Consider the following 24,854-nt stretch of genomic DNA (forward strand, 5'->3'; position numbering starts at 1 on the left):
CAGGTATGAATTGAGAGCGGATCGTCCCGCCGCCAGATGGGTCAACCGGGCGCTTTCCGCAGCGATCAAAGTCAGGAGATTTGTAAAAATGGGCAAAATCATCGGTATCGACCTCGGCACGACCAACTCGTGCGTGGCGATCATGGAAGGCAACTCGGTCAAGGTCATCGAGAACTCGGAAGGCGCGCGCACCACGCCGTCGATCATCGCTTACATGGATGACAGCGAGATCCTGGTCGGCGCGCCGGCCAAGCGTCAGTCGGTCACGAACCCGAAGAACACGCTGTTCGCGGTCAAGCGCCTGATCGGCCGCCGCTTCGAAGAGAAGGAAGTGCAGAAGGACATCGGCCTGATGCCCTACAAGATCATCAAGGCCGACAACGGTGACGCGTGGGTCGAAGTGCGCGACCAGAAGCTCGCGCCGCCGCAAATCTCCGCCGAAGTCCTGCGCAAGATGAAGAAGACCGCTGAGGACTACCTTGGCGAGACCGTCACGGAAGCCGTGATCACGGTGCCGGCGTACTTCAACGACAGCCAGCGTCAGGCAACCAAGGACGCCGGCCGCATCGCCGGTCTGGAAGTCAAGCGGATCATCAACGAACCGACCGCCGCGGCTCTCGCGTTCGGTCTGGACAAAGCTGAAAAGGGCGATCGCAAGATCGCGGTGTACGACCTGGGCGGCGGTACGTTCGACGTGTCGATCATCGAAATCGCGGACGTCGACGGTGAAATGCAGTTCGAAGTGCTGTCCACGAACGGCGATACGTTCCTCGGCGGCGAAGACTTCGACCAGCGCATCATCGACTACATCATCGGCGAGTTCAAGAAGGAGCAGGGCGTCGATCTGTCGAAAGACGTGCTCGCGCTGCAGCGCCTGAAGGAATCGGCTGAAAAGGCCAAGATCGAGCTGTCGTCGAGCCAGCAGACCGAAATCAACCTGCCGTACATCACGGCGGACGCATCGGGTCCGAAGCACCTGAACCTGAAGATCACGCGCGCCAAGCTGGAAGCGCTGGTCGAAGACCTGATCGAACGCACCATCGAGCCGTGCCGCGTCGCGATCAAGGATGCGGGCGTGAAGGTCGGCGAAGTCGACGACGTGATCCTGGTCGGCGGTATGACCCGTATGCCGAAGGTGCAGGAAAAGGTGAAGGAGTTCTTCGGCAAGGATCCGCGCCGTGACGTGAACCCGGACGAAGCCGTGGCCGTTGGTGCCGCGATCCAGGGCCAGGTTCTGTCGGGCGACCGCAAGGACGTGCTGCTGCTCGACGTGACCCCGTTGTCGCTCGGCATCGAAACGCTCGGCGGCGTGATGACGAAGATGATCAACAAGAACACGACGATCCCGACCAAGCACGCGCAGGTCTACTCGACGGCTGATGATAATCAAGGCGCCGTGACGATCAAGGTGTTCCAGGGCGAACGCGAAATGGCAGCGGGCAACAAGCTGCTCGGCGAGTTCAACCTCGAAGGCATTCCGCCGGCACCGCGCGGCGTGCCGCAGATCGAAGTGAGCTTCGACATCGACGCGAACGGCATTCTGCACGTCGGCGCGAAGGACAAGGCGACCGGCAAGGAGAACCGCATCACGATCAAGGCGAACTCGGGTCTGTCCGAAGCCGAAATCGAGAAGATGGTGAAGGACGCCGAAGCGAACGCGGAAGAAGATCACAAGCTGCGTGAGCTGGCCGACGCCCGCAACCAGGGTGACGCCCTCGTCCACAGCACGAAGAAGGCGCTGACCGAGTACGGCGACAAGCTCGAAGCTGGCGAGAAGGACAAGATCGAAGCCGCGTTGAAGGACCTCGAAGACGCGCTGAAGAGCAACTCGAGCGACAAAGCCGCGATCGAAGCGAAGATCGAAGCGGTGGCCACGGCCTCGCAGAAGATGGGCGAGAAGATGTACGCCGACATGCAGGCTGCGCAAGGTGCCGAAGCGGCGGCGGGCGCGGCGGGCGGTGCCGGTGCATCGGCGGGTGCGAGCCAGCAGGCCGACGATGTGGTCGACGCTGACTTCAAGGAAGTGAAGAAAGACTAAAGCCAGGTCGGCATCCGACCGTAAAGCCGTGCACAGCAATGTGCGCGGCCCGGCTGCACGAGAACGGCGCCCCCGGGGCGCCCAAAGTGCAAGAGCGGTTTTCGCGCCTGGCGAGCCTTTTTGGGGCTCTCCGGGCACGTTCGTTTTATGGAGGGCGTTGTTTTGAACCGTGCCCTGGCGCGGCGCAGACAGCGGCCGGACGAGTCGTGAGACTCCACAGCATTCACAAGGAGCTACCGCGTCGCTTTGCGCGGCGGCGTTGAACCGATATGGCGAAACGGGATTACTACGAGGTTCTGGGCGTCGCAAAGAACGCGAGCGACGACGAAATCAAGAAGGCTTATCGCAAGCTCGCGATGAAGCACCACCCCGACCGCAATCCGGGTCACAAGGATGCGGAAGAGCATTTCAAGGAAGTGAAGGAAGCCTATGAAATGCTGTCGGATTCGCAAAAGCGCGCCGCGTACGATCAGTACGGTCACGCGGGCGTCGATCCGAACATGGGTGGGGCCGGCGCGCAAGGTTTCGGCGGCTTTGCCGATGCATTCGGCGACATCTTCGGCGACATCTTCGGCCAGGCGGCCGGCGGCGGCGCACGCGGAGGCGGCCGCGCGGGCCCGCAGGTGTATCGCGGCGCCGATCTGCGCTACAGCATGGAAATCACGCTCGAGCAGGCCGCACACGGCTACGACACGCAGATTCGCGTGCCGAGCTGGGTTTCGTGCGAAGTCTGCCATGGCTCGGGCGCGAAGCCGGGCACCAAGCCGGAAACCTGCCCGACCTGTAGCGGCTCGGGTTCGGTGCGCATGTCGCAGGGCTTCTTCAGCATCCAGCAGACTTGCCCGAAGTGCCACGGCACCGGTACCTACATCCCCGAGCCGTGCAATCACTGCCACGGCGCGGGTAAGGTGAAGGAAACCAAGACGCTCGAAGTGAAGATCCCGGCCGGTATCGACGACGGCATGCGCATCCGCTCGGCCGGCAACGGCGAACCGGGCATCAACGGCGGTCCGGCGGGCGATCTGTACGTCGAGATTCATATCAAGCAGCACTCGGTGTTCGAGCGTGACGGCGACGATCTGCATTGCCAGATGCCGATCCCGTTCACTACCGCGGCGCTCGGCGGCGATATCGAGGTGCCGACGCTCGCCGGTCGCGCCAGCTTCACGGTGCCGGAAGGCACGCAGTCCGGCAAGACGTTCCGTTTGCGCGGCAAGGGCATCAAGGGGCTGCGTTCGAGCATCGCCGGCGATCTGTACGTACACGTGCAGGTTGAAACGCCGGTCAAGCTCACCGAAGCGCAGCGCGATCTGCTCAAGCAGTTCGAAAAGGCGCTCGTGGAAGGCGGTTCGCGGCATAGTCCGCAAAGCAAGAGCTGGTTCGATCGGGTAAAGAGCTTTTTCGATTGATTTGATTCGGCGGTCAGTATGACGGTGGTCAGTCGCGGCGCGGCGTTCGCGCTGCTCGACGATTGCGGTGCAACGGCGGCGCTTCCGTCGAGCCGCTTGTACACGGGTTTCGTGCGCGAGCGGGTCTGCACGGAGGCGGCGCAGCTCGAAGCCGTGTGCGACAGCGTCGCGGCGGATACCCGGAGCGGTTTGCACGCGGTCGTGCTCGCCGATTATGAATTTGGCCGCGCGCTGATGGGTTTCGATGCGCGCCGATCTTCTGAAACGCAGCGTGGCAATGCCACGCTGCGTTTTTTATTGTTCGAACGTTGTGCGAAGCTTTCGCGCGACGAGGTCGACGCGTGGCTGACGGCGCGGGACAACGGCGCTTTCGAGCCGTCGGTCGCGGGCACCGCGAACGTGCGCGAGAGCGTCGATCGCGCCGAGTTCGACGCGGCGATCGACGCGATTCACGCCGCCCTGCGCGCGGGCGATTCCTATCAGGTCAACTACACGTACCGCCTCGGCTTCGACGTGTTCGGCTCGCCGCTCGCGTTCTATCGGCGGTTGCGCGCGCGCCAGCCCGTGTCGTTCGGCGCGCTGATCGCGTTGCCGGACGATGCGTGGGTGCTGTCGTGTTCGCCCGAACTATTCGTCGAAAAGCACGGCCCGACGTTGCGCGCGCGGCCGATGAAGGGCACGGCGCCGCGCTCGCAAGATCCTGCCGTCGACCGGGGTAACGCCGAGTTCCTCGCGACCGATCCGAAGAACCGCGCCGAGAACGTCATGATCGTCGATCTGTTGCGCAACGATCTGTCGCGAGTCGCGCGGATCGGCTCGGTCAGCGTGCCGGCGTTGTTTTCGGTCGAGCCGTATGCGTCGGTGTGGCAGATGACGTCGACTGTCGAGGCGACGTTGCTCGACGGCACCTCCTTCGCGACGATCCTGCGCGCGCTGTTTCCCTGCGGCTCGATTACCGGTGCGCCGAAGCATCGCACGATGCAGTTGATCGACGAACTGGAAAGCACGCCGCGCGGGCTCTATACCGGCGCGATCGGCTGGCTCGATGCGCCGGGCGATGATCACGATTGCGGCGACTTTTGCATGTCGGTCGCGATTCGCACGTTGACGTTGACTGCGTCATCGGCGTCAGACGGTGGCACGAACGGTCTGCGCGGCAGCATGGGCATCGGCGCGGGCATCGTGCTCGACAGCGTGGCCGCCGACGAGCACGAGGAGTGTCGATTGAAAGCACGTTTTCTGATGGGCGCCGAGCCGGGTTTCGAACTGTTCGAAACGATGTACGCGACGCGGGAAGACGGCGTGCGGCACGTCGAGCGGCATCTGCGGCGCTTGTCGTCGAGCGCCGCGACGCTTGGCTTTGGGTTCGACGAAGCGCGCATTCGCGGGGAGATTTCAGCGCGGTGCGCCACGCTCCCGGCGCAGATGCCGCATCGAATGCGGCTTGCTTTGAGCAAGAGCGGGGTGACCCAGATCTCGGCCGCGATACTTGCGCCGTTGGCGGATGCGGTCGTTGGTGTTCTGCTCGGCCCCGAAGCGCAGTTCGCGCCGACCCACGCCGCCGATCCGCTGCTGCGCCACAAGACCACGCGCCGGGCAGACTACGACCGCGGCTGGCGCGAAGCCGAAGCGAAGGGCGCCTTCGATACGCTGTTTTTCAACGAGCGGGGCGAACTGACCGAAGGCGGCAGGTCGAACGTGTTCGTGAAGCTCGCGGGACAATGGTGGACGCCGCCGCTCGCGTCAGGCGTGCTGCCGGGTGTAATGCGAAGCGTGTTGCTCGACGACGCGTCGGGCTTGCGGGCAGGTGAAAAAGTGCTGACGCGGGCGGATGTGCTGAACGCCGAAGCGCTGCTCGTGTGCAACGCGTTGCGCGGCGCGGTGCCGGCACGGCTTGTTGGTTAAAGCACTGAAAAATACGGGAATGCCGCGCGCTCGCGCGGCAATGAAGCATCAGAACGTGTGCTCGGCGCCGGGAAACGTGCCGTCCTTTACCGCCCGCACATACGCCTCGACGGCCGCCTGAATATTCGGCTGCCCCTGCATGAAATCCTTCACGAAGCGCGGTCGCTTGCCAGGAAAAATCCCGAGCATGTCGTGCAGCACCAGCACCTGACCCGAGCAGCCGAGGCCCGCGCCGATACCAATCGTCGGAATGCGCAGCTGCTGCGTGACCTCGCCCGCGAGTTGCGACGGGATCGCTTCCATCACGATCAATTGCGCGCCGGCTTCCTGCACGGCGAGCGAATCGCGCAGCAGCTGGCTCGCGCCCGCTTCGGTCTTGGCCTGCACCTTGAAGCCGCCGAACGCATGCACCGACTGCGGCGTGAGACCCACATGCGCGCACACCGGAATCGAGCGCTCGACCAGAAACCGCACCGTGTCGGCGAGCCATTCGCCGCCTTCGAGCTTGACCATCTGCGCGCCCGCGCGCATCAGTTCGACCGAGCTCCTGAATGCGTCTTCGCGCGTGCCGTAGGTGCCGAACGGCAGGTCCGCGACGATCAGCGCCGACGGCCGCGCGCGCGCGACGCTCGCCGTGTGATACGCGATGTCGGCAAGCGACACCGGCAGCGTTGTCGCCTGGCCTTGCAGGACGTTGCCGAGCGAGTCGCCGATCAGCAGCACGTCGACGCCCGCGCGATCGAGCAGCGCGGCGAAGCTCGCGTCGTAACAGGTGAGCATGGCGATCTTTTCGCCAGCGTCGCGCATTGCCTGCAGTTTCGGCACGGTGATCGCGCTCCGGCTCGCTTCCTGCAAATAAGTCATGGTCAATCCAGTGAAAAAAACGAACTAGCCGCGCCGCTTACAGCGACGTGGCTTTGACAAAGAATTCCTTGCGGCCGCGCATCGTCTCGATGCGTTCGGCGAGCAGCGCAAGGTCCGCGTCGGAGTCGAGCGGATTCAGGTGTTCGGCGTTGACCGTCAGCACGGGCGTGCGGTCGTAGTGGTAGAAGAATTCGTTGTACGCGTCGCACAGCGCGCGCAGATAGGCATCGGAAATCTGCAGCTCCATCGGCACCGCGCGCTTCTGGATGCGCGCGAACAGCACCTCCGGGCTCGCCTGCAGATAAACGACGAAGTCCGGCTCCGGCGCGCTGACGTCGAGCCGCACGGCAAGCGCGCGGTACAACTGCCACTCGTCTTCCTGCAAGGTCAGACGCGCGAAGATGTCGTTTCGCTGCGTGATGAAGTCGGCGATCAGCGGCGTGCCGCTCGCCTGCGCGGCGCTGACTTCCTGCGCCTGCTGCGCGCGTTGCAGCGCGAAGTGCAACTGCACCGGTAGCGCATAGCGCGTGGTGTCGCGATAGAAGCGTTCAAGAAACGGATTGTCTTGCGAGCGTTCGAACAGTTCGTGCATCGACCAGCGTTGCGCGAGGCGCCGCGCGAGTGAGGTTTTGCCGACGCCGATCGGCCCCTCGATCGCGATATAGCCGAACGGCGGGCGCAGCTGCGGCGCGGTGACCGTGAGTGGCGGCGAACTCATTCGCAACGGCCTTTTTCGGCGGAATTGCCGGTCAGCGCATTGAGCATCGGGCACTGGCAGGGCGACTTTACTTTCTCGATGCGCTGATCGCTCACGCTGTCGAGCAGCGCGGCGGCCCGGCCATGCAGCGGAATGACGATCGCCGCGTCGATCTCGACAAGCGGCACCAGCGCAAACGCGCGCTCGACGAGGCGTGGGTGCGGCACGATCAGATCGGCTTCGTCGATCGATTGATCGCCATACAGCAGGATGTCGAGATCGAGCGTGCGCGGCGCATTGCGGAACGGCCGCTCACGGCCGAACTGATGCTCGATCTTGTGGCACAGCGCGAGCAGATGCCGCACGGGGAGCGTCGTTTCCAGCTTCACGACGCAGTTGAAATAGTCGTCGCCGCCCGCGTCGATCGGGGCAGTACGATACAGGCTCGATTTGGCGAGCACGGTGATGGTGTGCTGTTGTGCGAGGCACACCACCGCGTCTTTCAGGGTCTGGCGCGCGTCCCCGAGATTCGCGCCGAGGCCGAGATAAGCAACCGTCATGGCATAACTTCCTGCAGCTATCGTTTTGACGGCTTTTCCGCGAACGCCGCGTCAGTCTTCGTGCGAGCCTTCGAGGCCCGCGTCGTTGTCCGTGCGTTCGGCGGACGAGCCGCCCTCCACTCCGTCACCTGATTCGCGGCTTCTGGCGCCACCGCGCCGCCGTCGTTTTCTTGGGCTCCGGTCCTTCCCGCCTTGCGTGAGCAATGTCTCGCGCGCGGTGACGTCTCCTTCGATGAACTCCGTCCACCATGCACCGACCGACTCGTCGAGTTCGCCCGATGCGCAGCGCAACAGGAGGAAATCATACCCCGCTCTAAATCTTTGGTGTTCGAGCAGCTTCAGCGCGCTGCGCCCCGAGCGTTTTTCGAGGCGCAGCTGCAGGCCCCAGATCTCGCGCATGTCGGCCGAGAAGCGCTTGTGGATCGCGAGCTTTTCGGTCTGCATGTCGAGCACTTCGTCCATCGCGCGATGCAGCGCGGGCACCGGATACTCGCCTTCGGCCTCGAACTTCTGCCAGCGCTGCTGCACGTCGTGCCACAACAGCGTCGCGAACAGGAAGCCCGGCGACACCGGCTTGCCGGCGAGCACGCGTGCATCTGTGTTAGAGAGTGCCAGAGAAATGAATTTTTCGCCGGTCGGCTGCTCGAGCACGACGTCGAGCAGCGGCAACAGCCCGTGATGCAGGCCTTCCTGGCGCAGCCGCGTCAGGCACGCGAGCGCGTGACCCGACAGCATCAGCTTCAGCATTTCGTCGAACAGACGCGCGGCGGGCACGTTGTTGATCAGATCGGCCATCTTCTCGATCGGCGCGCGCGTGGCGTCGTCGATGTCGAAGTCGAGCTTGGCGGCGAAGCGCACGACGCGCAGCATGCGCACCGGATCCTCGCGATAGCGTGTGGCCGGGTCGCCGATCATGCGCAACAGGCGCGCGCGCATGTCGGCCATGCCGTTGTGGTAGTCCAGCACCGTTTGTGTGGCCGGATCGTAGTACATCGCGTTGATCGTGAAGTCGCGGCGCGTGGCGTCCTCGTGCTGCTCGCCCCACACGTTGTCGCGCAGCACGCGGCCGCTCGCATCGACCGCGTGGGTGCGGCGGTCGAGCTCGTCGCGCTTCAGACGCTTCGGCGGCGGCGCGTCGGCCGCGGGCGGATCGACCAGCGCGCGGAACGTCGAGGTTTCGATGATTTCCTGGCCGAACTGCACGTGCACGATCTGGAAGCGCCGGCCGATGATGCGCGCGCGGCGGAACAGCTTCTGCACCTGTTCGGGAGTCGCGTCGGTCGCGACGTCGAAGTCTTTCGGCTTGACGCCGAGCAGCAGGTCGCGCACCGCGCCGCCGACGATGAACGCACGGAAGCCCGCCTGTTGCAGGCCCTCGGTCACGCGGATCGCATTGCGCGAGATCAGCGTGGGGTCGATGCCGTGCACGTCGTGCGGAATGATGACGGGTACGTCCGGCTCGCGCGGCGCTTGCGCGGCAGCAGCGGCACCTGCGGACTTGCGGCGCGGCCGCGCGGCCGTGCCGGAAGCGGTCGTGCCGGATACGGTCGTGCCGGATACGGACTTGCCGCGCGCCGGCGGCTTGCCATTGGCATTGCCGTCGACGCTGGCGGCGGCGGAGAGCGTGTCGTCAGCGGTCGCCGTGTCCTGGCCGAATAGCTTGCGGATGAGTTTCTTGATCACGAGGGTTGGAAGAGTTCGAGGATGCGCCAGCCTTTGGCCCGCGCATGGGCGCGCAACGTGTCGTCCGGATTGGTCGCGATGGGATCGGTGACTTTTTCGAGCAGCGGGATGTCGTTGTGCGAATCGCTATAGAAATAGCTGTGCTCGAAGTCGCTCCAGCTCTTGCCGAGCGACGCGAGCCACATTTCGGTGCGCACGATCTTGCCTTCCTTGTAGCTCGGCGTGCCGGTGGGGCGACCGGTGTAGGCGCCGTGCGGCTCCCCGCCGACGGTCTCCGCCTCGCACGCAATCAGCGTGTCGACGCCGAACGCCTGCGCGATCGGCCGCGTGATGAACTCGTTGGTCGCGGTGACGACGCAGCACAGGTCGCCCGCTTCACGATGCTGTTTCACGAGTTCGAGCGCCACCGGCTGGATGGCCGGCGTGATGACCTCGTGCATGTACTGCGCGTGAAAGTCCGCGAGCTGCGCGCGTGTGTACTTCGCGAGCGGCGTCAGCATGGCGATCAGATAAGCGTGAATGTCGAGCTTGCCGGCCTTGTAATCGGCGTAAAAGCGATCGTTTTCACGGGCGAAATTTTCGGCGTCGACCATGCCTTTTTTCACCATGAAGCGGCCCCATTCGTGGTCGCTGTCGGTGGGAATGAGCGTGTGGTCGAGATCGAAGAGTGCAAGGTTAGCCATGGGCGCCTATTTTACTTGAAGCGGGAAGAGCGGCGTGTGAACCCGGCGCGGCGGCGGGGTCGGGCGACGCGAGCATCGTGCGCAACAGCGGCAGCGTGACCGCGCGTTTCTGTTCGAGCGAGAAGCGGTCGAGCGCGTCGAGCAGCGCCATCAGGCTCGGCATGTCGCGGCGAAAGTGCGTGAGCAGGTAGGCCGGCACGTCGTCGGCGAGCATGATGCCGCGCTCGCGCGCCGCGCGTTTCAACACCGCGGCCTTCGCGTCGTCGGGCAACGGCGCAAGGTGAAACACCAGTCCCCAGCCGAGGCGCGTGCGCAAATCTTCGCGCACCGTCATGCCGATCGGCGCCGCGTTGCCCGCGGCGACGAGCGCGCTGGTCGGATGCGCGCGCACTTCGTTGAACAGGTTGAACACGGCGATCTGCTGCGCGGCCGACAGCGCGTCGCAGTCGTCGATTGCATAGAGCGCGACGCGCGGATCGAAGCCGAAGGCGGCGAGGCTGCTTTGCGGCCCGGCGAAGCGCGCATGCCCCGGCGGCGCTTCGTGCACGAGCGCCTGCAGCAGGTGCGTGCGGCCGCTGCCGGCTTCGCCCCAGATGTAGAAGGTGCGATCGGCGACCGGTCCGGAGGCGAGCGCGTCGTCGAGCTCACGCAGGCGCGTGACCAGCTCGGCGTTCGCGCCGGCGAAGAAATTGTCGAATGTCGATGGCGGCGGGGTGCCGAGATCGAGCGTCAGTTGACGAAGCACAGTAGGTTAATGCCGAAAATGAGGCTCAGGCCGCAAGTGGCCCGGACCTCGGGGCCTGGAAGGTTGCCAGGCGCTCAGTTGTCGTGAAGCGTGCTCGCCGGGTCGTGAGGCCGCGCGTCGCGAAGCACGGCTGGCGCAATTGCGCGGGTCGGCGGCGCCGGAATCGGGGTGTCGTGTTGCAATGTCGTTTCCAGGATATCGTCGGAACGCGTGAATTCCAGCCAGGCGACCAGCATCGGGTAAAATCGCATTTTACCGACCTTCGAGCTTTTCCCCATGAATCAACCGAAATCCGCCGAGCATTCAACCGATTCGGCCCAAGGTTTGTCGTATCGCGACGCCGGCGTGGACATCGATGCGGGTGACGCCCTCGTCGACGCCATCAAGCCCTTTGCCAAGAAGACCCTGCGCGAGGGCGTGCTGGGCGGCATCGGTGGATTCGGCGCGTTGTTCGAAGTGCCGAAGAAGTACAAGGAAGCGGTGCTCGTGTCCGGCACCGACGGCGTCGGCACCAAGCTGCGTCTCGCGTTCCAGCTGAACAAGCACGACACGGTCGGCCAGGATCTGGTCGCGATGAGCGTCAACGACATCCTCGTGCAGGGCGCCGAGCCGCTGTTCTTCCTCGACTATTTCGCCTGCGGCAAGCTCGACGTCGGCACGGCGGCGACCGTCGTGAAGGGCATTGCGCACGGCTGCGAGCTGTCGGGCTGCGCGTTGATCGGCGGCGAAACCGCGGAAATGCCGGGCATGTACCCGGACGGCGAATACGACCTGGCTGGTTTCGCGGTCGGCGCGGTGGAAAAGAGCAAGATCATCGACGGCAGCAAGATCGCGTCGGGCGACGTGGTGCTCGGGCTCGCGTCGAGCGGCATCCATTCGAACGGCTTTTCGCTCGTGCGCAAGATCATCGAGCGTGCCAATCCCGATCTGAACGCGGACTTCGACGGCCGCACGCTCGCCGACGCCTTGATGGCGCCGACGCGCATCTACGTGAAGCCGCTGCTCGCGCTGATGCAGCAGATCGAGGTCAAGGGTATGGCGCACATCACGGGCGGCGGCCTCGTCGAGAACATTCCGCGCGTGCTGCGCGAAGGCCTGACGGCCGAGCTCGACCATCGCGCGTGGCCGCTGCCGCCGCTGTTCTCGTGGCTGCAGAAGCACGGCGGCGTCGCCGATGCGGAAATGCACCGCGTGTTCAACTGCGGTATCGGTATGGCGGTGATCGTGTCGGCCGCGGATGCCGAAGCGGCGATCGGTCTGCTGTCCGCGGCGGGCGAGCAGGTCTGGAAGATCGGCACGGTCCGTGAAAGCGCAGCGGGTGAAGCGCAGACGGTCGTGGTCTAAAGATTGACGCGGGCTCGCGTGGCGTGCCGCAATGGTGCGCCGCGCGGGCTTCGAATCCTTCTTCACATTTTCCGCTTCAAATTCCCGCTTCAAATTCCCGCTTTACGTCCCTCCGATTCCCCCAACGCTGATCGGCGCCTCAAACCAGCGTTTCGATCAACTCCACCACCCGCGCCGTCGCGTGCGGATCGCAGCAATCCACCACCTGTCTTTCCGGCATGCTGCGCAGCCACGTGAGCTGCCGCTTGCAGAGTTGCCGCGTCGCGAAGACGCCCTTGTCGCGCATGGTCCGATAGTCGACCGCGCCATCGAGGTATTCCCACACCTGCCGATACCCGACGCAGCGCATCGACGGCATCTCGGGCAGCAGGTCGCCGCGCGCGCGCAGCTTCACCACTTCATCGACGAAACCGTGCGCGAGCATCGAATCGAAGCGCTGCTCGATGCGCGCGTGCAGCACGCCACGCTCGGACGGCTCCAGCGCGACCGGCACGAAGCGTGCCGATGCGGCGTCGTCGGTGCGCGCGGGCGCGGCGAGCAGCGTCGACATCGGCTGGCCGGTCAGCATGAACACTTCCAGCGCGCGCTGGATGCGCTGCGAATCGTTCGGCGCGAGACGCGCGGCCGTGACCGGATCGAGCGCGGCGAGCCGCGCGTGAAGCGCCGGCCAGCCGTCGCGGGCGGCGTCGGCGTCGAGCCTCGCGCGTACTTCGGCATCGGCGGCGGGCAGGTCGTTGAGGCCCTGCGTGAGCGCCTTGTAGTAAAGCATCGTGCCGCCGACCAGCAGCGGCAGCCGCCCGCGCGCATGAATTTCTCCGACGAGCCGCAGCGTATCGGCGCGAAACTGCGCGGCCGAGTACGAGTCGGCCGGATCGACGATATCGATCAGATGATGCGGCGCGACCGCGCGTTCTTCCGCGGTCGGCTTCGCGGTGCCGATGTCCATCTCGCGATAGACGAGCGCCGAGTCGACGCTGATGATTTCGACCGGCCGCCGCGCGGCGAGCGCGAGCGCCGCGGCGGTCTTGCCGGACGCGGTCGGGCCGAGCAGGCACGGGATGGGGGTAGGGTGTGACGTCATGGGCAAGCGGGCGCGCGGCGCAACGGTGTGATCGAAACGCAGCGTCGTTACTGCCCGCGCATGAACAGCCGATCGAGATCGGCCAGCGTCAGCTGATACCAGGTCGGACGCCCGTGGTTGCACTGATCGGCGCGCTCGGTCGTTTCCATCTGGCGCAACAGCGCGTTCATTTCGTCGAGCGTCAGACGCCGGTTCGCGCGCACCGCGTGATGGCACGCGAGCGTGCCGAGCAGTTCGTGCTGACGCTCGGTCAGCACGCGCGAGCCGCCGAATGCATGCAGGTCGGACAGCACCGCGCGCGCCAGCGCTTGCAGGTCGGCGTCCTTCAGCAACGCGGGGACCGCGCGGATCGCGAGCGTGGTCGGCGACAGCACCGCGAGGTCGAAGCCGAGCGCATCGAGCGTATCGCGCTCTTCCTCGACCGTGCCGATTTCGACCGGATCGGCCTGCATCGTCTGCGGGATCAGCAGCGGCTGCACGGCGATCGCGCGGTCGGCGAGCGCGCTCTTGAACTGCTCGTACAGGATGCGCTCGTGTGCCGCATGCATGTCGACGATTACGAGCCCTTGGCGGTTCTGCGCGAGCACGTAGATGCCGTGGATCTGGCCTAGCGCGAAGCCGAGCGGCTGGTCGTCGGTGGCGTCGAATGCGGGGGAAGCCGGGCGCGGCGCGAACGGCGCTGCGTCGTATGGCGACGTCGCGTCGGTTGCGGAGTCGCGCGCTTCGAACAGCGACGCGCCTTCGACCCGGCCGGCAAGCGGATCCTTGCGGCCGAACAGCGCGTCGTAACCGGCGAGCGGTTGCGCGACCGGCAGCGTGCCTTGCGTCATGCGTGCCTGGCGCATCCACGTATTGCCAGGCTGCGAGGCGCCCGGGGCGCCGAAGCTGCTGAAGCCGCTGCCGCCGCCAAGGCCGCCGCGGCTTCCCGCGCCGAAGCCCGCGCCGCTCGAAAGACCGGCGCCCGCGCCAATGCCGTCGGCTACGCCGCTCGTGACACCCGGCGGCGTCGAACCAGATGAAGCCGGTCCACCGGCCGACGGTTCCAGGTGCGCCGCATGCCCGCCCGCCGTCGTTTCAGGCGACGCGCCCGCGTGCCGGGCGAGCGCGCGCTGCACCGCATGGAACACGAACTGGTGGATCGAGCGCGAATCGCGGAAACGCACCTCGATTTTCGACGGATGTACGTTCACGTCGACGCCTTCGGGCGGCAAATCGAGGAACAGCACGTACGACGGATAACGCTCACCGTGCAGCACGTCTTCATACGCGGCGCGCACCGCGTGCGTGAGCAGCTTGTCACGCACGAAGCGGCCGTTGACGAAGAAATACTGTTGATCGGCGCGACCGCGGCTCGCGGTCGGCAGACCGGCGCAGCCGTAGATCGCAAGCGGACCGGCGGATTCGCCGAGCGGCAGATGGGCGGTCGCGAACGTCTCGCCGAGAATCTTCGCAACCCGCGCGGGCGGCTCGCTCGCGTTCCAGTGCTCGACGGCCTTGCCGTTGTGCAGCACCGAGATCGCGACGTCCGGCCGCGCGAGCGCGGCGCGGCGGATCTGTTCAAGACAGTGGCCGAGTTCGGTCTGTTCGCTTTTCAGGAATTTGCGGCGTGCCGGGGTGTTGAAGTACAGCTCGCGGACTTCGATCGTCGTGCCCTGGGTGCCGGCGGCGGGACTCAGCACGCCGGTTTCCGCGTCGATGCGCACCGCGTGCGGCACTTCGGCAGTGCGGCTCGTGATGCTCATCTGCGCGACCGACGCAATCGACGCCAGCGCTTCGCCGCGGAACCCGAGCGTCGCGACCGCTTCGAGCTCGGCAAGCGAGCGGATCTTGCTGGTCGCATGGCGCGTCAGGGCGAGCACGAGTTCGTTCTCGGGGATGCCGCAGCCGTCGTCGGTGATCGAGATGCGTTTGACGCCGCCTTCGTCGAGCAGGATGCGCAGCGTCTGCGCGCCCGCGTCGAGCGCATTCTCGAGCAGCTCCTTGACTACCGACGCCGGCCGCTCGACCACTTCGCCGGCGGCGATCTGGCTGATCAATTGACCGGGGAGCGGCTGGATGGCGCGCAACGGACGCGGCACGGGCGCCGCGCGGGAGGCGTCGGAAGGTGTGGCCGCGGTGCCCGCAGGCGTTTCGGAGAATTCGGACATGGCGAAATTATAGCGACTCGGCGCACGCCGCCCGCGCAGACGCCCAACCAGCAGATTTTCATTCGACCCGAGGCACTTTCGGTATCATGTCGCGGTCAATTCGCAGCGGTCGGCCCGCCGCCTGCTGCGCCTGTTGCAGGGTCGCGCGGCGGCCGTTTTCCCTCTACGCATACACTGGCTTAAAAGGACGTTCCTTGGATACGCTGCTACATTTCGCCAATCTTGTCCTGCACATCGACAAGTTTCTCGGGGACTTCATTCAGGTCTACGGCGCCTGGGTCTACGCGGTGCTGTTCGCGATCGTGTTCGCCGAAACCGGGCTCGTGGTGCTGCCGTTTCTGCCGGGCGATTCGCTGCTGTTCATCGGCGGCGCGTTCTGCGCGAGCGGGCAGATGCATCTCGGACTGCTGATCCTGTTGCTGCTGGTGGCGGCGGTCTCGGGCAATACGACCAATTATCTGATCGGCCGCGCGATCGGACCGCGCGTGTTCAATACGCACATTCCGGTGCTCGAGCGTTTTCTCGATCGCGCCGCGCTGCAGAAGACGCACAACTTCTATGAGAAACACGGCGGCAAGACGATCGTGCTCGCGCGTTTCATCCCGGTCGTGCGGACGTTTGCGCCATTCGTCGCGGGCGCGTCGTCGATGACGTGGAGCCGCTTCCAGATGTTCAACGTCGTCGGCGCGCTGTTGTGGGTGCTGCTGCTGACACTGCTCGGTTATTTCTTCGGCAACATCCCGTTCATCCGTCAGTATCTGAACGTGATCGTGCTGGTCGGTATCGGCGCGGCGATCGTACCGATCGTGCTCGGCGCGCTGTGGAAGATGCTGCGCAAGAATGGCGCGAACGCGAGTACGCGTTGATGACGAGTTGTTTGCGGTATTTCGGGCCTTGAAAACACGATAGGCGTCGCGAATCTCGCGACGCCTTTTTTCATGCCGCCATGCCGACGACCCGTGTCGGGCGCGCGCGGAGGTTCGATCAGATCAATCGCGCGTGATCGCGCGCGGTGCGAGTGGCGTTTCCGGCGTCGGATAGCCGGCTTCCTTGAAGGTCTGAACGATCGCGCGATTGGTGTCGAAGTAGACCTGCCAGTAGTTCTGGTTGGACGAGTAAGGGCGCACGCACAGCAGCGGTCCTTCTGGCGTGAAGCTCAAGACCTCGATATCCGGCGCGGGGTTTTCGGCCACGTTCGGAATCTTCGCGACGGCGGCTTTCAAGCGCGCGATCGCATCGGTCGGATCGACGCCATTGGCGATCTTCGCGGTCAGCTCGACGCGCCGGAACGGCAGCACGCTGTAGTTCGAGATCGTGTCGGAGAAGATCTTGTTGTTGCCGATGATGGTCGTCACGTTGTCCGGCGTCACGATCGTGGTGCCGAACAGGCCCAACTCCGTGACGGTGCCGGTGACGCCCGCGGCCATGACGAAATCGCCGACCTTGAACGGCCGCAGCACCTGCATGAACACGCCGGCCGCGAAATGCGCGAGCAGGCCGCCCCACGCAGTACCGATCGCGAGGCCGAGGCCGGCGAGCAACGCGGCGAACGACGTCGTCTGCACACCGAAGATTTCCAGGATCGCGAGGACGAGCAGCAGGTTCAGCAACCCGGCGAGAATCGACGCGAGGTAGTGGGCGAGTGTCGGGTCGACCCGGCCGTTGCGTGCGAGCAGCTTGCGCGACAGGTTGGAGATCAGCCCGATGATCCAGCGGCCGACGAGCCACAGCACGATTGCGCCGATGACCTTGGTGCCGATGTCGATGCCACGGGTCATGATGAATGCACGTACGGTTTCGATATCCAAGATGTTTCCTCGTTATAGGTTGCCATCAACGGATTGAACGACGGTGGTGCCATGACCCACAACGCGCGGTCTTCGGGAGTTATAGCCGACGGCGCCCGCATGCGCAAGGACCGTTCCTGCCCTGCTCGCGGCGGCAATATAGCGATGAAACATGGCGGGGCGTACGTGAAAAGCCGGTCGGGGCGTGCCGGGCTCACATGCGCAGCCGCGATTCGGAGTACGGTGACGTCTGGATGACAACCGCGTTGTCCGGGGCGCTTTTCACGCCGCGCCGGCGCCTCGATATCCGATGCCACGTGAACGCGATCACGATCGCGAGCGCATACGCGCCAGCACGCTGAAGAAACGACGTCGGCAGGGCGAATTGTCCATAGCGGTTCTGCGCGTCGGCGAACACGACAAACGTCAACAAGCCGTCGAGCACGCATGCGGCCAGCGCGATCACGACGAAAATCGCAGGTCCGCTCAGCGCGGCACCCGACCCGAACCGGTTATACAGTCGACAGGCCATCGATACGATGGCGAACAAGGCGAGGTTCGACAGCAGATCGAACAGAAAGGTGGTCATTATCGGTTCAATGAAAAAGCAATGGGCCGTGGGGTTGCCGGAACGTATGCTCGCGCAAGGTTCAGACATGCTCCGCTGATTCGGCGGCGATCATTGCATATCTTTTCATCTCGATAAATAACCAGAAAAAGCGAAGGTCGTATCGCGCTTTCTTTCGTTTGTTTTTTTATGCAATCGGAATGTGAAAAGTCCTTCGCAAATTTATAGTACTGCGACGGTTTCCGTGCGCTGCGCCTCAGAAGCGATAAGAAATGCCGAGCTGCAACGTCGGATACCATCGATAAGGCGAGGCCTTATCGCGCAGTTGCTGCAATCCGGTGTCGATGATCTGCTGACTCATCTCCGGTCCCGCGGCCTGCGACAGCGCCGGCGACAGTGTGTACGAGGATTTCGGAATGCCGTAGGCGACACCGAGATCCACCACGAGCCCCCAGCCTTTTGCTCTCGGGTGCAAGCCATAGCCGATGCCAAGGTAGGGCATCGCGGTCGGGTATCGGGCGGTCGCCGTCGCGTACTCGCCAGGAAAGGCCGGTGAGGCTTTGCCCTCGAATACGTACATGCCGTTGGTCGGAACCGAGTTGCCGCTGACTTCGTTGTCGGTCAGACGCAGGCCCGCTGTCACGCGAAAGCCGGTGCCGGCCCACGGAAAGAAATCGCCGTAGAGACCGCCCTGACGCAGCCGTATGCCGTCTTCGTAGCGATTGCCGCCAACCTCGAAGTTGTGCGACAAATTGATCGCGTTGAAGTCCGCGTGCACGCCGAACCTCGACGTGACGCTCCACGCCGCGCCAACCCCGATGCCCAGCGTGCCGCCTTGCAGATAGACCTCCTGCGCATGCGACGTTTCGATCAGACACGGCAAGGCCACTACCCAGATTACCTTTCCAGCTTTCATGGGTACCCCTGAGCGGCGGGCAGCCCGATCGTTGCGGGACGCGCTCGCCGTTTTGTCGTTTCTTCTTTGTTGCTCTCTTTGTCGCGAACGCTCTAAGGCGTCGTGAAGCGATCATGCGAGCAGAGGGCGTAGACGGTCTGTGAGGTGGCGAACCATACGGTCAAATGAATGGGGTCGGAGTGCGCGACGATGTCGCCGCGTCGCCATCCAGTTCGAGCGACGGCAGATGTCAATCGCGGGACCTTGGCGAGGAGCGCCGCCTCGCTTTGGGTGTGGCCGGTCGGTAAGGAAGCTTAGGGAACTGCGCATCGCCGATGACGCTTGCCCACGCCTTCATCCAGCAGGTGGCGAGTGTCTTTTCAGCTTCTGACTCAGCGCGCATAAGGCGGTTCGTGGCAAGACGCAAACGAGCCAGCGCATATTCCTTGCGTGTGGATTCCCGCCGCAAAAGCGAATGATTCTTCTGCATGGCCGGCCACCGAAAAGTCAGCGAGAAGCGTGGCAAATTAAATCGGGCCGCATTGCATCGTACCCGACGAACGACCGCGCGGCGCAAGCGACGGACTGCTGTCGAGTAAGGATTCGCTGGGGCGTCGCGTCGCAACACCTGCCACTGTGGTGAAAACGACAAATCAACCTTGTTTAATTTTGACAAGTCGCGCCGTGCGTTTATCCGTGCGACGATGAAATCGTCAATGTTCCTGACATGAAGATCCAGTTACGGGGGCTCCATGAGTAGCATTCCGCTTATCTGGGCAGCGGTGCCGCACAACAGCGACGGTGTTGTCTTTCAGATCCGGCTTGGCCGCGGACTTCAGCGTTTTCATGTGTCGCGGCGCGCGCTCGAGGATGTGTTCGAACTCGAACGAAAAGCGTCCGACGCGCGCCAACTCGAATTCTTCTATGTGCACGAGCAACGCATCCTCGCGCGCGCCAGCGCAAAGCGTGCGACGGCCTGCTCGGCCACCGTTTCACTACGGGCCGCCGATTTCGGCGTGTCGAACGACAGCGAGCGCTGGGCGGCGCCGAGCGGCGTCGCGCACGGCCTCATCTAGGCGAACCGATGTTTGACGCGCCGCCGCGATCAACGGGCGGCCGTGCGTCGATGCCACGCGTCAGCGTGCCTTGAGCTGCGCCTCGAGCACTTCGAACGTACCGGGGATGACCGTCGCGCGCGGATGAGAATTGGCAGCCGTGGCCGGGTCGGCCGCGCCGAACTTCGACGACACCAGATAGATCCGGTGCTGCTGTTCATCGAGCGCCATCGTTTTCGCGCCTTCCAGCGTTGGCATGTTCTGCGCGACCGTGTAATGGTCCGCATCGTCTTCATGCACGATCGTCAGCGTGCCGTCCGCGCCGTTCGAACTGAACGCGAGCTTCAAGGCCGGATCGAAAGCCGCCGCGTCGGGGTGACCCCCTATCAGCACCTCGGCCACGCGACGGCCCGACGTCGTATCGACGATCATCATGCGGTGATTGGCGCAAACCGAAAACAGGCGCTCGCTCGCCGCATCGATCGCGAGCCCGGTCGGCGACTCGCACCGTGCGAGTGGCCAATGCGCCAGCACCGTCGCGGACCGACCGTCCATCTCGACGATCTCGGCGCGATCTTCCACATTGACGAACACGTGCCCGTGGCTGTCCGCCGCGAGCGCCTCCGGCTTGCCGCCCACGCTCATCGTGGCGACCACCTTGCGCGTCGCGACGTCGATTGCGCTGACGCTGCCGTCGTGGCCATTGCTCACGAAGATGCGCCGCAAGGCCGGCACGTAGAGGATGCCGTCCGGGTCGGGGCCCGCGGCCTTGATGCTGTCGACGACCTTGAGTGTGTCGAGATCGACGACGCTCACCGTATTGGCGCGGCCGTTGGTGACGAAGCCGAGCTTGAGGTCCTCCACGAACGCGAAGCCGTGCACGCCGTCGGTGTTGGCGATCTCGCCGACCGGTTTGCCGGTGCGCGTATCGATCACCTGCACGTGCGTGTCGCGGCTGATGAAGAGGTGCTGGCGAACAGCGTCGTACGCCACGTAATCCCAACGCTCGCCGCCTTCGAGGCCATAGCGTTTCGCGATTTCGAATTGATCGGCGTTGGCGCCCGTCGCCGCATGGACGTTCGACAGCGCGAGCAGGGAAGCGACGCCGCCGGCGATCAAGGCGGACAGGATATTTTTCAGTTTCACGTTGAGTAGATTCTTACTGGTACTGCGGATGGATTGGGAAGGGGGACGCCATTCCGGTGGGCGGATGACGTCCCTCGTGCGGTTGGGCGTTAGCGGATCATCATTCGTGGTCGTCGAGTTTGAAGTCGACCCACAATTGCTCCGAGAGCGTTTTGCCCACGAATGCGGACTCGGGTTTCGGATAAGCGGCGTCGCGCACGGCTGCGAGCGCTGCGCGGTCCAGCAGTCCGATACCGCTCGACACCACGACGCTGAGGTCGGACACGACGCCGTCGCGATACCGGAACGCGACGCGTGTGCGGCCCGTCATGCCAGCCATGCGGGCCGACTCGGGATAGCGCAGCGCGGCCTGAATCGCCGCGCGCAGCGCACCCTCGAAGCTTGGCGTAGGCGCGGCTGCAACCGGCGCCGCAGCGGTTGCGGGCGGTTGCCGCGCGGGCTGAGCTGGCGGTTGCGGCGCGGGCGCGGATGGCGGCTCGGTCGGTGTCGCCGCGGGCTGCACCGGCACCGGAGTCGGCACGCGCTTCGGCACCGCGGCCGTCACGGGCTTCGCGGGCGTGTGCGCAGCATGGCGCACGGGTACGACCGGCCGCGCGGGAGGCGGCACGGGCTTCGCAGGCGGCTGCGGCGGTTGCGGCGCGGGAGCCGGCGCCGCCAGCGTCAGCAGCGTTGGCGGCGCTTCATGCGATACGGAAGACACCCGGGTCGTATGCGTGAGCAGCGCAATCGTCGCGCCGAGCACCAGCGCTTCCGCGACGAGCGCGATGGCGGCGGCCGGCAATAGGCGCGTTCGTTCCTGCACGATCCCGGAGGCGGGTACGGTTGCCATATCAGTTCGCCACGGGCTGCGCGGCGAGCGCGATTTGCGATACACCCGCGGCGCGGCACGCGTCCATCACCGAGACGAGGTGCTGGATCTGCGCCTGCTTCGAGCCGGCAATCGTCACGACCGTATGCGCGACGTCCGTGCGGGCGGCGAGCAGGGTGGTCAATTGCGCAAGGCTCAGCGTGCGGCCGTCGACCGACAGACTGCCGTCGGTCGCGAGCGTTACCGTGACCTGCGGCGGCGGCAGCGCTTGCGCCGTGGCGCTCGACGGCAGCTGCGAGCGCAGCCCCGCGTTCGGGATCATGTGCAGCGTGATCATGATGAAGAACACCAGTAGGAAGAACATGATGTCGATCATCGGGATGATCTCGATGCGCGCCTTTCGCGCCTCGAAATACTTCATCGTCAGACTCCCTGCGAGGCGAATTTGCCGACCACCGGGCGCGGCACTTCATGCACCGGCTTGAGCGACTCATGCGTTCTGGCCGCAAGCCGGTTCACGAGCGCCGCCTTCACGGTTTCGAGCTGATGGACGACGCCTCTTACGCGGTTGTGCAGGCCGTTGAAGAACACGAGGCCGATCATCGCGACGAACAGACCCGACGCCGTAGCGATGAGTGCCTCGGCCACGCCGCCCGTGACCTGGGTCGGTGCGTTGCCCGGATTCGACAGCACCTGGAACGCGTTGAACATACCGACGATCGTGCCGAACAGACCGAGCAACGGCGCGAGCGTGACGATCGTGTCGAGCACCCACAGGAAGCGGTCGATGTTCGGTGCTTCGCGCATGATCGCTTCGTCGAGACACGCATCGAGCTCATCGCGCGACGTCTGACCGGCAAGCCGGCCGGCGACCTTCAGCAGGCTCGCCATCGGCAGCGCCTGAAACTGTTCGGCGCATGCCGTCAGCGAGGCGGCGTTCAGTTGTTCGAGGCGGTCGATCTGGTCGAGCACCGCGCGGCTGCCGCTCGATGCGCGCTGCAGGAACCACGAGCGCTCGATGATGATCGTCAGGGCAACGAACAGCATGGCGGCAATCACATACAACACGCCACCGGAATTGTTCGCGAGGTGCAGCAGGTTATCGACAGTCATGAAAGAAGCTCCGTTCAGAAATCGGTGGACAGCGTCGCGACGAACGCGCGGCCCGGGATGGTCCAGTAAAGCGGTGTGTTGTCCGCGACGGTGTAGCCGGCCAGCGCATTGATGCTGGTGCGGTTGAAAAGGTTGTCGATCTGGAAGCCGAGGCGCGTGTTATGCGTCCACGGTGCGAGTCGGGCAAACGTGTACGAGCTGGCGAAGTTGGTGATCGCATAGCCGCCGATCGGCTGGGTGTTGCCGGTATCGCCATACTGATGGCCGACGAACTTCATCAGCAACGAACCGTTGAGCGGCCCGCGTTCGTAGAGCACGCCGGCGGCGGCCGTCGATTGCGGCGCGTTGGGCATCCACGTATTGGTGCTCTTCTGTTTGGCCGAATTGAAGGTCAGATTGCCGTACAGGCTGAAGCCGTCGCCGACCGACAAGGTCGCTTCGGTTTCGACGCCCTTGTAGGTCGCACCACCCGCATTCGAGAAGATCACGTTGTTGCCGACCGTGCGGCTCGTCACCGCGTTGCGGAAGTTGATGTAGTACAGATCGGCGGCGACGGTCAGACGCCCCGTTTTGTACGTCGTGCCGATCTGGTAGTTGTCGGTCTGTTCCGGATCGGGTTGTCCCGAGACGGTCGGATCGTTGACATAGAACACGTTCAGGTTCGGCGCGAGAAAGCCCTGCGCGTACTGCGCATACGCGCTCCATTGCGGGGTGATCTGCTGGTGCAGCGTCAACGACGGCAGCACCTTGTCCCACGTGTGGCTGAAATCGAGCGGCTCACCGGTCTTCTGGTTCATCGGCGTATCGATGCTGCGGTTGAACGACACGTACTTGAGTCCCGGCGTAATCGTCAAACCGTTCTGCAGTTGCCAGGCGTATTGCAGATACGGCTGAAACGTCAGCATCGTGTCGTTCATCGTAAAGTTCTGCGAGATGAACGCGAAGTTCAGCGACGAATCGACATTGAAGTTGTCGCGGAAGTTGGACTGGTGCGCGATCCACATGCCGGTCTGCAGCTTGCCGGGACCGAGCTGCCGCTCGAGCGCGAGGACGTCGCCAAACGCGCGGTAGTTGTTGTTCATTTCCTGGCCCGGCACGTTGTTCGGGCCGAAGATCGTGCCGTTTGGCGTTTCACCGTTCGGGTCCAGACCGTTGAAGCCGTTGTGGTAGTAACCGTACGTATAGAGCTTGTTGTCGATCACCCACTCGGCGACCTTCGTTTTCACGCCGATGTATTCGAAGTCCGTGTTGATCTTGTCGAAGTTGTAGCCGGCATAGGCCTGACTCGTCGGGTCGGCGCTAAGACCGAAGTTGGGACCGAACTGCTGGATCTGCGCGGCCGTCGCGCCGAGCGGCACGTTCTGGTGGATGTTGTTGTAAGTCGCGAACAGCGTGAGCAGCGTGTTGTCGCCGATCGGCTTGTCGAGCTTGAAGTAGACGTTCTGACGGCGCTGGTCCGCGTTGGTCAGATAACCGTCGCTGCTGCTCTGCGCATAGCCGACCATTGCGCGCGCATCGCCCCATTGCTGCAGATAGCCGGTATTGAACTCGGCGCCGGCCTGCCATGTGTCGAAGCTGCCGTACGAGCCGAGCACCGAGAATGCCGGCGATGCCGACGGATCCCTCGACTGCAGGCTGATCGTTCCGCCGAAGGTGGCGAAGCCGATCTGCGAAGCGTCGCCGGGACCGCGGTCGACGACGATATTGCCGAGCACCCGGTTCGAGAAAAACGACGTCGAATGATGGGTGAAGTCGTTGGTATCGCCAAACGGGATGCCGTCGAATGTCACGTTGTACTGACCGTCCTGAAAGCCGCGAATGGACAGGCTCTGCGATTCCATCAGGCCGGAGCCGTTCGGAGAAACATTCGACACGCTCGGCGCGATCTGCACGATCTCGCTGTAGTTCGCGGTCGGAGCGGTACTGTTTTCGATGTAGTGCCGGCTGATCACCGACTGCGGTTGGCTTGCGGTGAGCGAGCCTTGCGACGGCGCCTGTGCCGGTGCCGACTGCACGTTGGTGCTGGTGGCCGTGCCGCTGTTCGATGATGAGACGGCCGTGCTTTGCACGGAGCCGAGATCGCCCGAGGTCTGGGCATGCGAGATCTGTGCGCCGGTCGCGCACAGTGTGGCAAGAACGAATTGCGTCAGCGGCTTCTTTCTAAGGGGAAAACTAACCCGTTGCATGGTGCAGCATCCTTTCGCGAGTGGGGCGATGAACTGGGAGTCGAACGAGGCGGGATGCTATCAACCGTCCGTTAATGCGAAGTGATCGGTATCTTACGAATCTAATGTTGCTATTACGGATGCCCCACAACAGCGCGATT

The 24,854-nt window shown here is 64.3% G+C and carries 23 protein-coding genes; 6 read left to right on the forward strand and 17 right to left on the reverse strand.

The window, feature by feature from the left end:
- Positions 1-88 precede the first annotated feature (88 nt).
- The 3 genes from dnaK to pabB all read left to right on the forward strand — a co-directional run bounded on the left by dnaK (position 89) and on the right by pabB (position 5,352).
- On the forward strand, positions 89-2,038 hold the full coding sequence (gene dnaK / locus HDG32_RS12980; RefSeq protein ID WP_184067307.1) for a molecular chaperone DnaK: 1,950 nt from the start codon (positions 89-91) through the stop codon (positions 2,036-2,038).
- Between the two features lie 269 nt (positions 2,039-2,307).
- Entirely contained in the window at positions 2,308-3,447 is a 1,140-nt protein-coding gene (dnaJ, locus tag HDG32_RS12985) for a molecular chaperone DnaJ (protein WP_184067310.1), read from the forward strand.
- A gap of 18 nt (positions 3,448-3,465) precedes the next feature.
- Positions 3,466-5,352 (forward strand): aminodeoxychorismate synthase component I, encoded by a 1,887-nt coding sequence (pabB, locus tag HDG32_RS12990; RefSeq protein WP_184067313.1) that lies wholly within the window; start codon positions 3,466-3,468, stop codon positions 5,350-5,352.
- 48 nt (positions 5,353-5,400) lie between these two features.
- Here the strand turns inward: pabB and panB are convergent, their stop codons facing one another.
- From panB to HDG32_RS13025, 7 genes are all read right to left on the reverse strand, one after another.
- A complete protein-coding gene (panB, locus tag HDG32_RS12995) occupies positions 5,401-6,216 on the reverse strand; it encodes a 3-methyl-2-oxobutanoate hydroxymethyltransferase (RefSeq protein WP_184034424.1) in 816 nt (271 codons plus the stop codon).
- A gap of 37 nt (positions 6,217-6,253) precedes the next feature.
- Entirely contained in the window at positions 6,254-6,934 is a 681-nt protein-coding gene (locus HDG32_RS13000; RefSeq protein ID WP_090803123.1) for a deoxynucleoside kinase, read from the reverse strand.
- Positions 6,931-7,473, reverse strand: a complete 543-nt coding sequence (gene folK / locus HDG32_RS13005; RefSeq protein ID WP_090803125.1) for a 2-amino-4-hydroxy-6-hydroxymethyldihydropteridine diphosphokinase — start codon at positions 7,471-7,473, stop codon at positions 6,931-6,933. Before folK ends, HDG32_RS13000 begins: the two co-directional genes overlap by 4 nt.
- A 51-nt stretch (positions 7,474-7,524) precedes the next feature.
- Entirely contained in the window at positions 7,525-9,156 is a 1,632-nt protein-coding gene (gene pcnB / locus HDG32_RS13010; RefSeq protein ID WP_184067317.1) for a polynucleotide adenylyltransferase PcnB, read from the reverse strand.
- The gene (locus HDG32_RS13015) at positions 9,153-9,839 is read right to left on the reverse strand and encodes an HAD family phosphatase (RefSeq protein WP_184067320.1); all 687 of its coding nucleotides are present in this window, start codon (positions 9,837-9,839) and stop codon (positions 9,153-9,155) included. Before HDG32_RS13015 ends, pcnB begins: the two co-directional genes overlap by 4 nt.
- The gene (gene hda, locus HDG32_RS13020; RefSeq protein WP_090803130.1) at positions 9,832-10,584 is read right to left on the reverse strand and encodes a DnaA regulatory inactivator Hda; all 753 of its coding nucleotides are present in this window, start codon (positions 10,582-10,584) and stop codon (positions 9,832-9,834) included. The genes HDG32_RS13015 and hda overlap by 8 nt, the downstream gene beginning before the upstream one ends.
- Positions 10,585-10,658: 74 nt before the next feature.
- Complete coding sequence (locus HDG32_RS13025; protein WP_184067323.1) at positions 10,659-10,862, reverse strand: hypothetical protein; 204 nt, start codon at positions 10,860-10,862, stop codon at positions 10,659-10,661.
- Here HDG32_RS13025 and purM point away from each other — a divergent pair.
- A complete protein-coding gene (purM, locus tag HDG32_RS13030) occupies positions 10,861-11,928 on the forward strand; it encodes a phosphoribosylformylglycinamidine cyclo-ligase (protein WP_184067326.1) in 1,068 nt (355 codons plus the stop codon). The two genes, HDG32_RS13025 and purM, sit on opposite strands and share 2 nt — an antisense overlap.
- Positions 11,929-12,067: 139 nt before the next feature.
- Here purM and miaA read toward each other — a convergent pair whose 3' ends face one another.
- Together miaA and mutL are read right to left on the reverse strand one after the other, a co-directional pair.
- On the reverse strand, positions 12,068-13,009 hold the full coding sequence (miaA, locus tag HDG32_RS13035; RefSeq protein WP_184067329.1) for a tRNA (adenosine(37)-N6)-dimethylallyltransferase MiaA: 942 nt from the start codon (positions 13,007-13,009) through the stop codon (positions 12,068-12,070).
- A 47-nt stretch (positions 13,010-13,056) separates the two neighbouring features.
- A complete protein-coding gene (gene mutL / locus HDG32_RS13040; RefSeq protein ID WP_184067332.1) occupies positions 13,057-15,156 on the reverse strand; it encodes a DNA mismatch repair endonuclease MutL in 2,100 nt (699 codons plus the stop codon).
- A 194-nt stretch (positions 15,157-15,350) separates the two neighbouring features.
- On the opposite strand from mutL, the gene HDG32_RS13045 reads away from it, so the two are divergent.
- A complete protein-coding gene (locus tag HDG32_RS13045) occupies positions 15,351-16,022 on the forward strand; it encodes a VTT domain-containing protein (RefSeq protein ID WP_184067335.1) in 672 nt (223 codons plus the stop codon).
- Positions 16,023-16,145: 123 nt separating this feature from the next.
- Here the strand turns inward: HDG32_RS13045 and HDG32_RS13050 are convergent, their stop codons facing one another.
- The 3 genes from HDG32_RS13050 to HDG32_RS13060 all read right to left on the reverse strand — a co-directional run bounded on the left by HDG32_RS13050 (position 16,146) and on the right by HDG32_RS13060 (position 18,427).
- A complete protein-coding gene (locus tag HDG32_RS13050; RefSeq protein WP_184067338.1) occupies positions 16,146-16,964 on the reverse strand; it encodes a mechanosensitive ion channel family protein in 819 nt (272 codons plus the stop codon).
- Between the two features lie 193 nt (positions 16,965-17,157).
- A complete protein-coding gene (locus tag HDG32_RS13055; protein ID WP_184067341.1) occupies positions 17,158-17,532 on the reverse strand; it encodes a hypothetical protein in 375 nt (124 codons plus the stop codon).
- Between the two features lie 235 nt (positions 17,533-17,767).
- On the reverse strand, positions 17,768-18,427 hold the full coding sequence (locus HDG32_RS13060; protein ID WP_184067344.1) for a hypothetical protein: 660 nt from the start codon (positions 18,425-18,427) through the stop codon (positions 17,768-17,770).
- A gap of 731 nt (positions 18,428-19,158) precedes the next feature.
- Here HDG32_RS13060 and HDG32_RS13065 point away from each other — a divergent pair.
- Positions 19,159-19,482 (forward strand): hypothetical protein, encoded by a 324-nt coding sequence (locus tag HDG32_RS13065; protein WP_184067347.1) that lies wholly within the window; start codon positions 19,159-19,161, stop codon positions 19,480-19,482.
- 60 nt (positions 19,483-19,542) lie between these two features.
- On the opposite strand, the gene HDG32_RS13070 is transcribed toward HDG32_RS13065, so the two are convergent.
- The 5 genes from HDG32_RS13070 to HDG32_RS13090 all read right to left on the reverse strand — a co-directional run bounded on the left by HDG32_RS13070 (position 19,543) and on the right by HDG32_RS13090 (position 24,714).
- Positions 19,543-20,607, reverse strand: a complete 1,065-nt coding sequence (locus HDG32_RS13070) for a YncE family protein (protein WP_184067350.1) — start codon at positions 20,605-20,607, stop codon at positions 19,543-19,545.
- A gap of 100 nt (positions 20,608-20,707) precedes the next feature.
- Complete coding sequence (locus HDG32_RS13075; RefSeq protein ID WP_184067353.1) at positions 20,708-21,436, reverse strand: TonB family protein; 729 nt, start codon at positions 21,434-21,436, stop codon at positions 20,708-20,710.
- Position 21,437: 1 nt separating this feature from the next.
- On the reverse strand, positions 21,438-21,836 hold the full coding sequence (locus tag HDG32_RS13080; protein ID WP_090803146.1) for a biopolymer transporter ExbD: 399 nt from the start codon (positions 21,834-21,836) through the stop codon (positions 21,438-21,440).
- Between the two features lie 2 nt (positions 21,837-21,838).
- On the reverse strand, positions 21,839-22,528 hold the full coding sequence (locus tag HDG32_RS13085; protein WP_184067356.1) for a MotA/TolQ/ExbB proton channel family protein: 690 nt from the start codon (positions 22,526-22,528) through the stop codon (positions 21,839-21,841).
- Positions 22,529-22,542: 14 nt separating this feature from the next.
- Positions 22,543-24,714 (reverse strand): TonB-dependent receptor, encoded by a 2,172-nt coding sequence (locus HDG32_RS13090; RefSeq protein WP_184067359.1) that lies wholly within the window; start codon positions 24,712-24,714, stop codon positions 22,543-22,545.
- Positions 24,715-24,854: the final 140 nt, after the last annotated feature.

Origin of the sequence: Paraburkholderia sp. CI2, assembly GCF_014201055.1 — a bacterium.
Lineage (GTDB): Bacteria > Pseudomonadota > Gammaproteobacteria > Burkholderiales > Burkholderiaceae > Paraburkholderia > Paraburkholderia tuberum.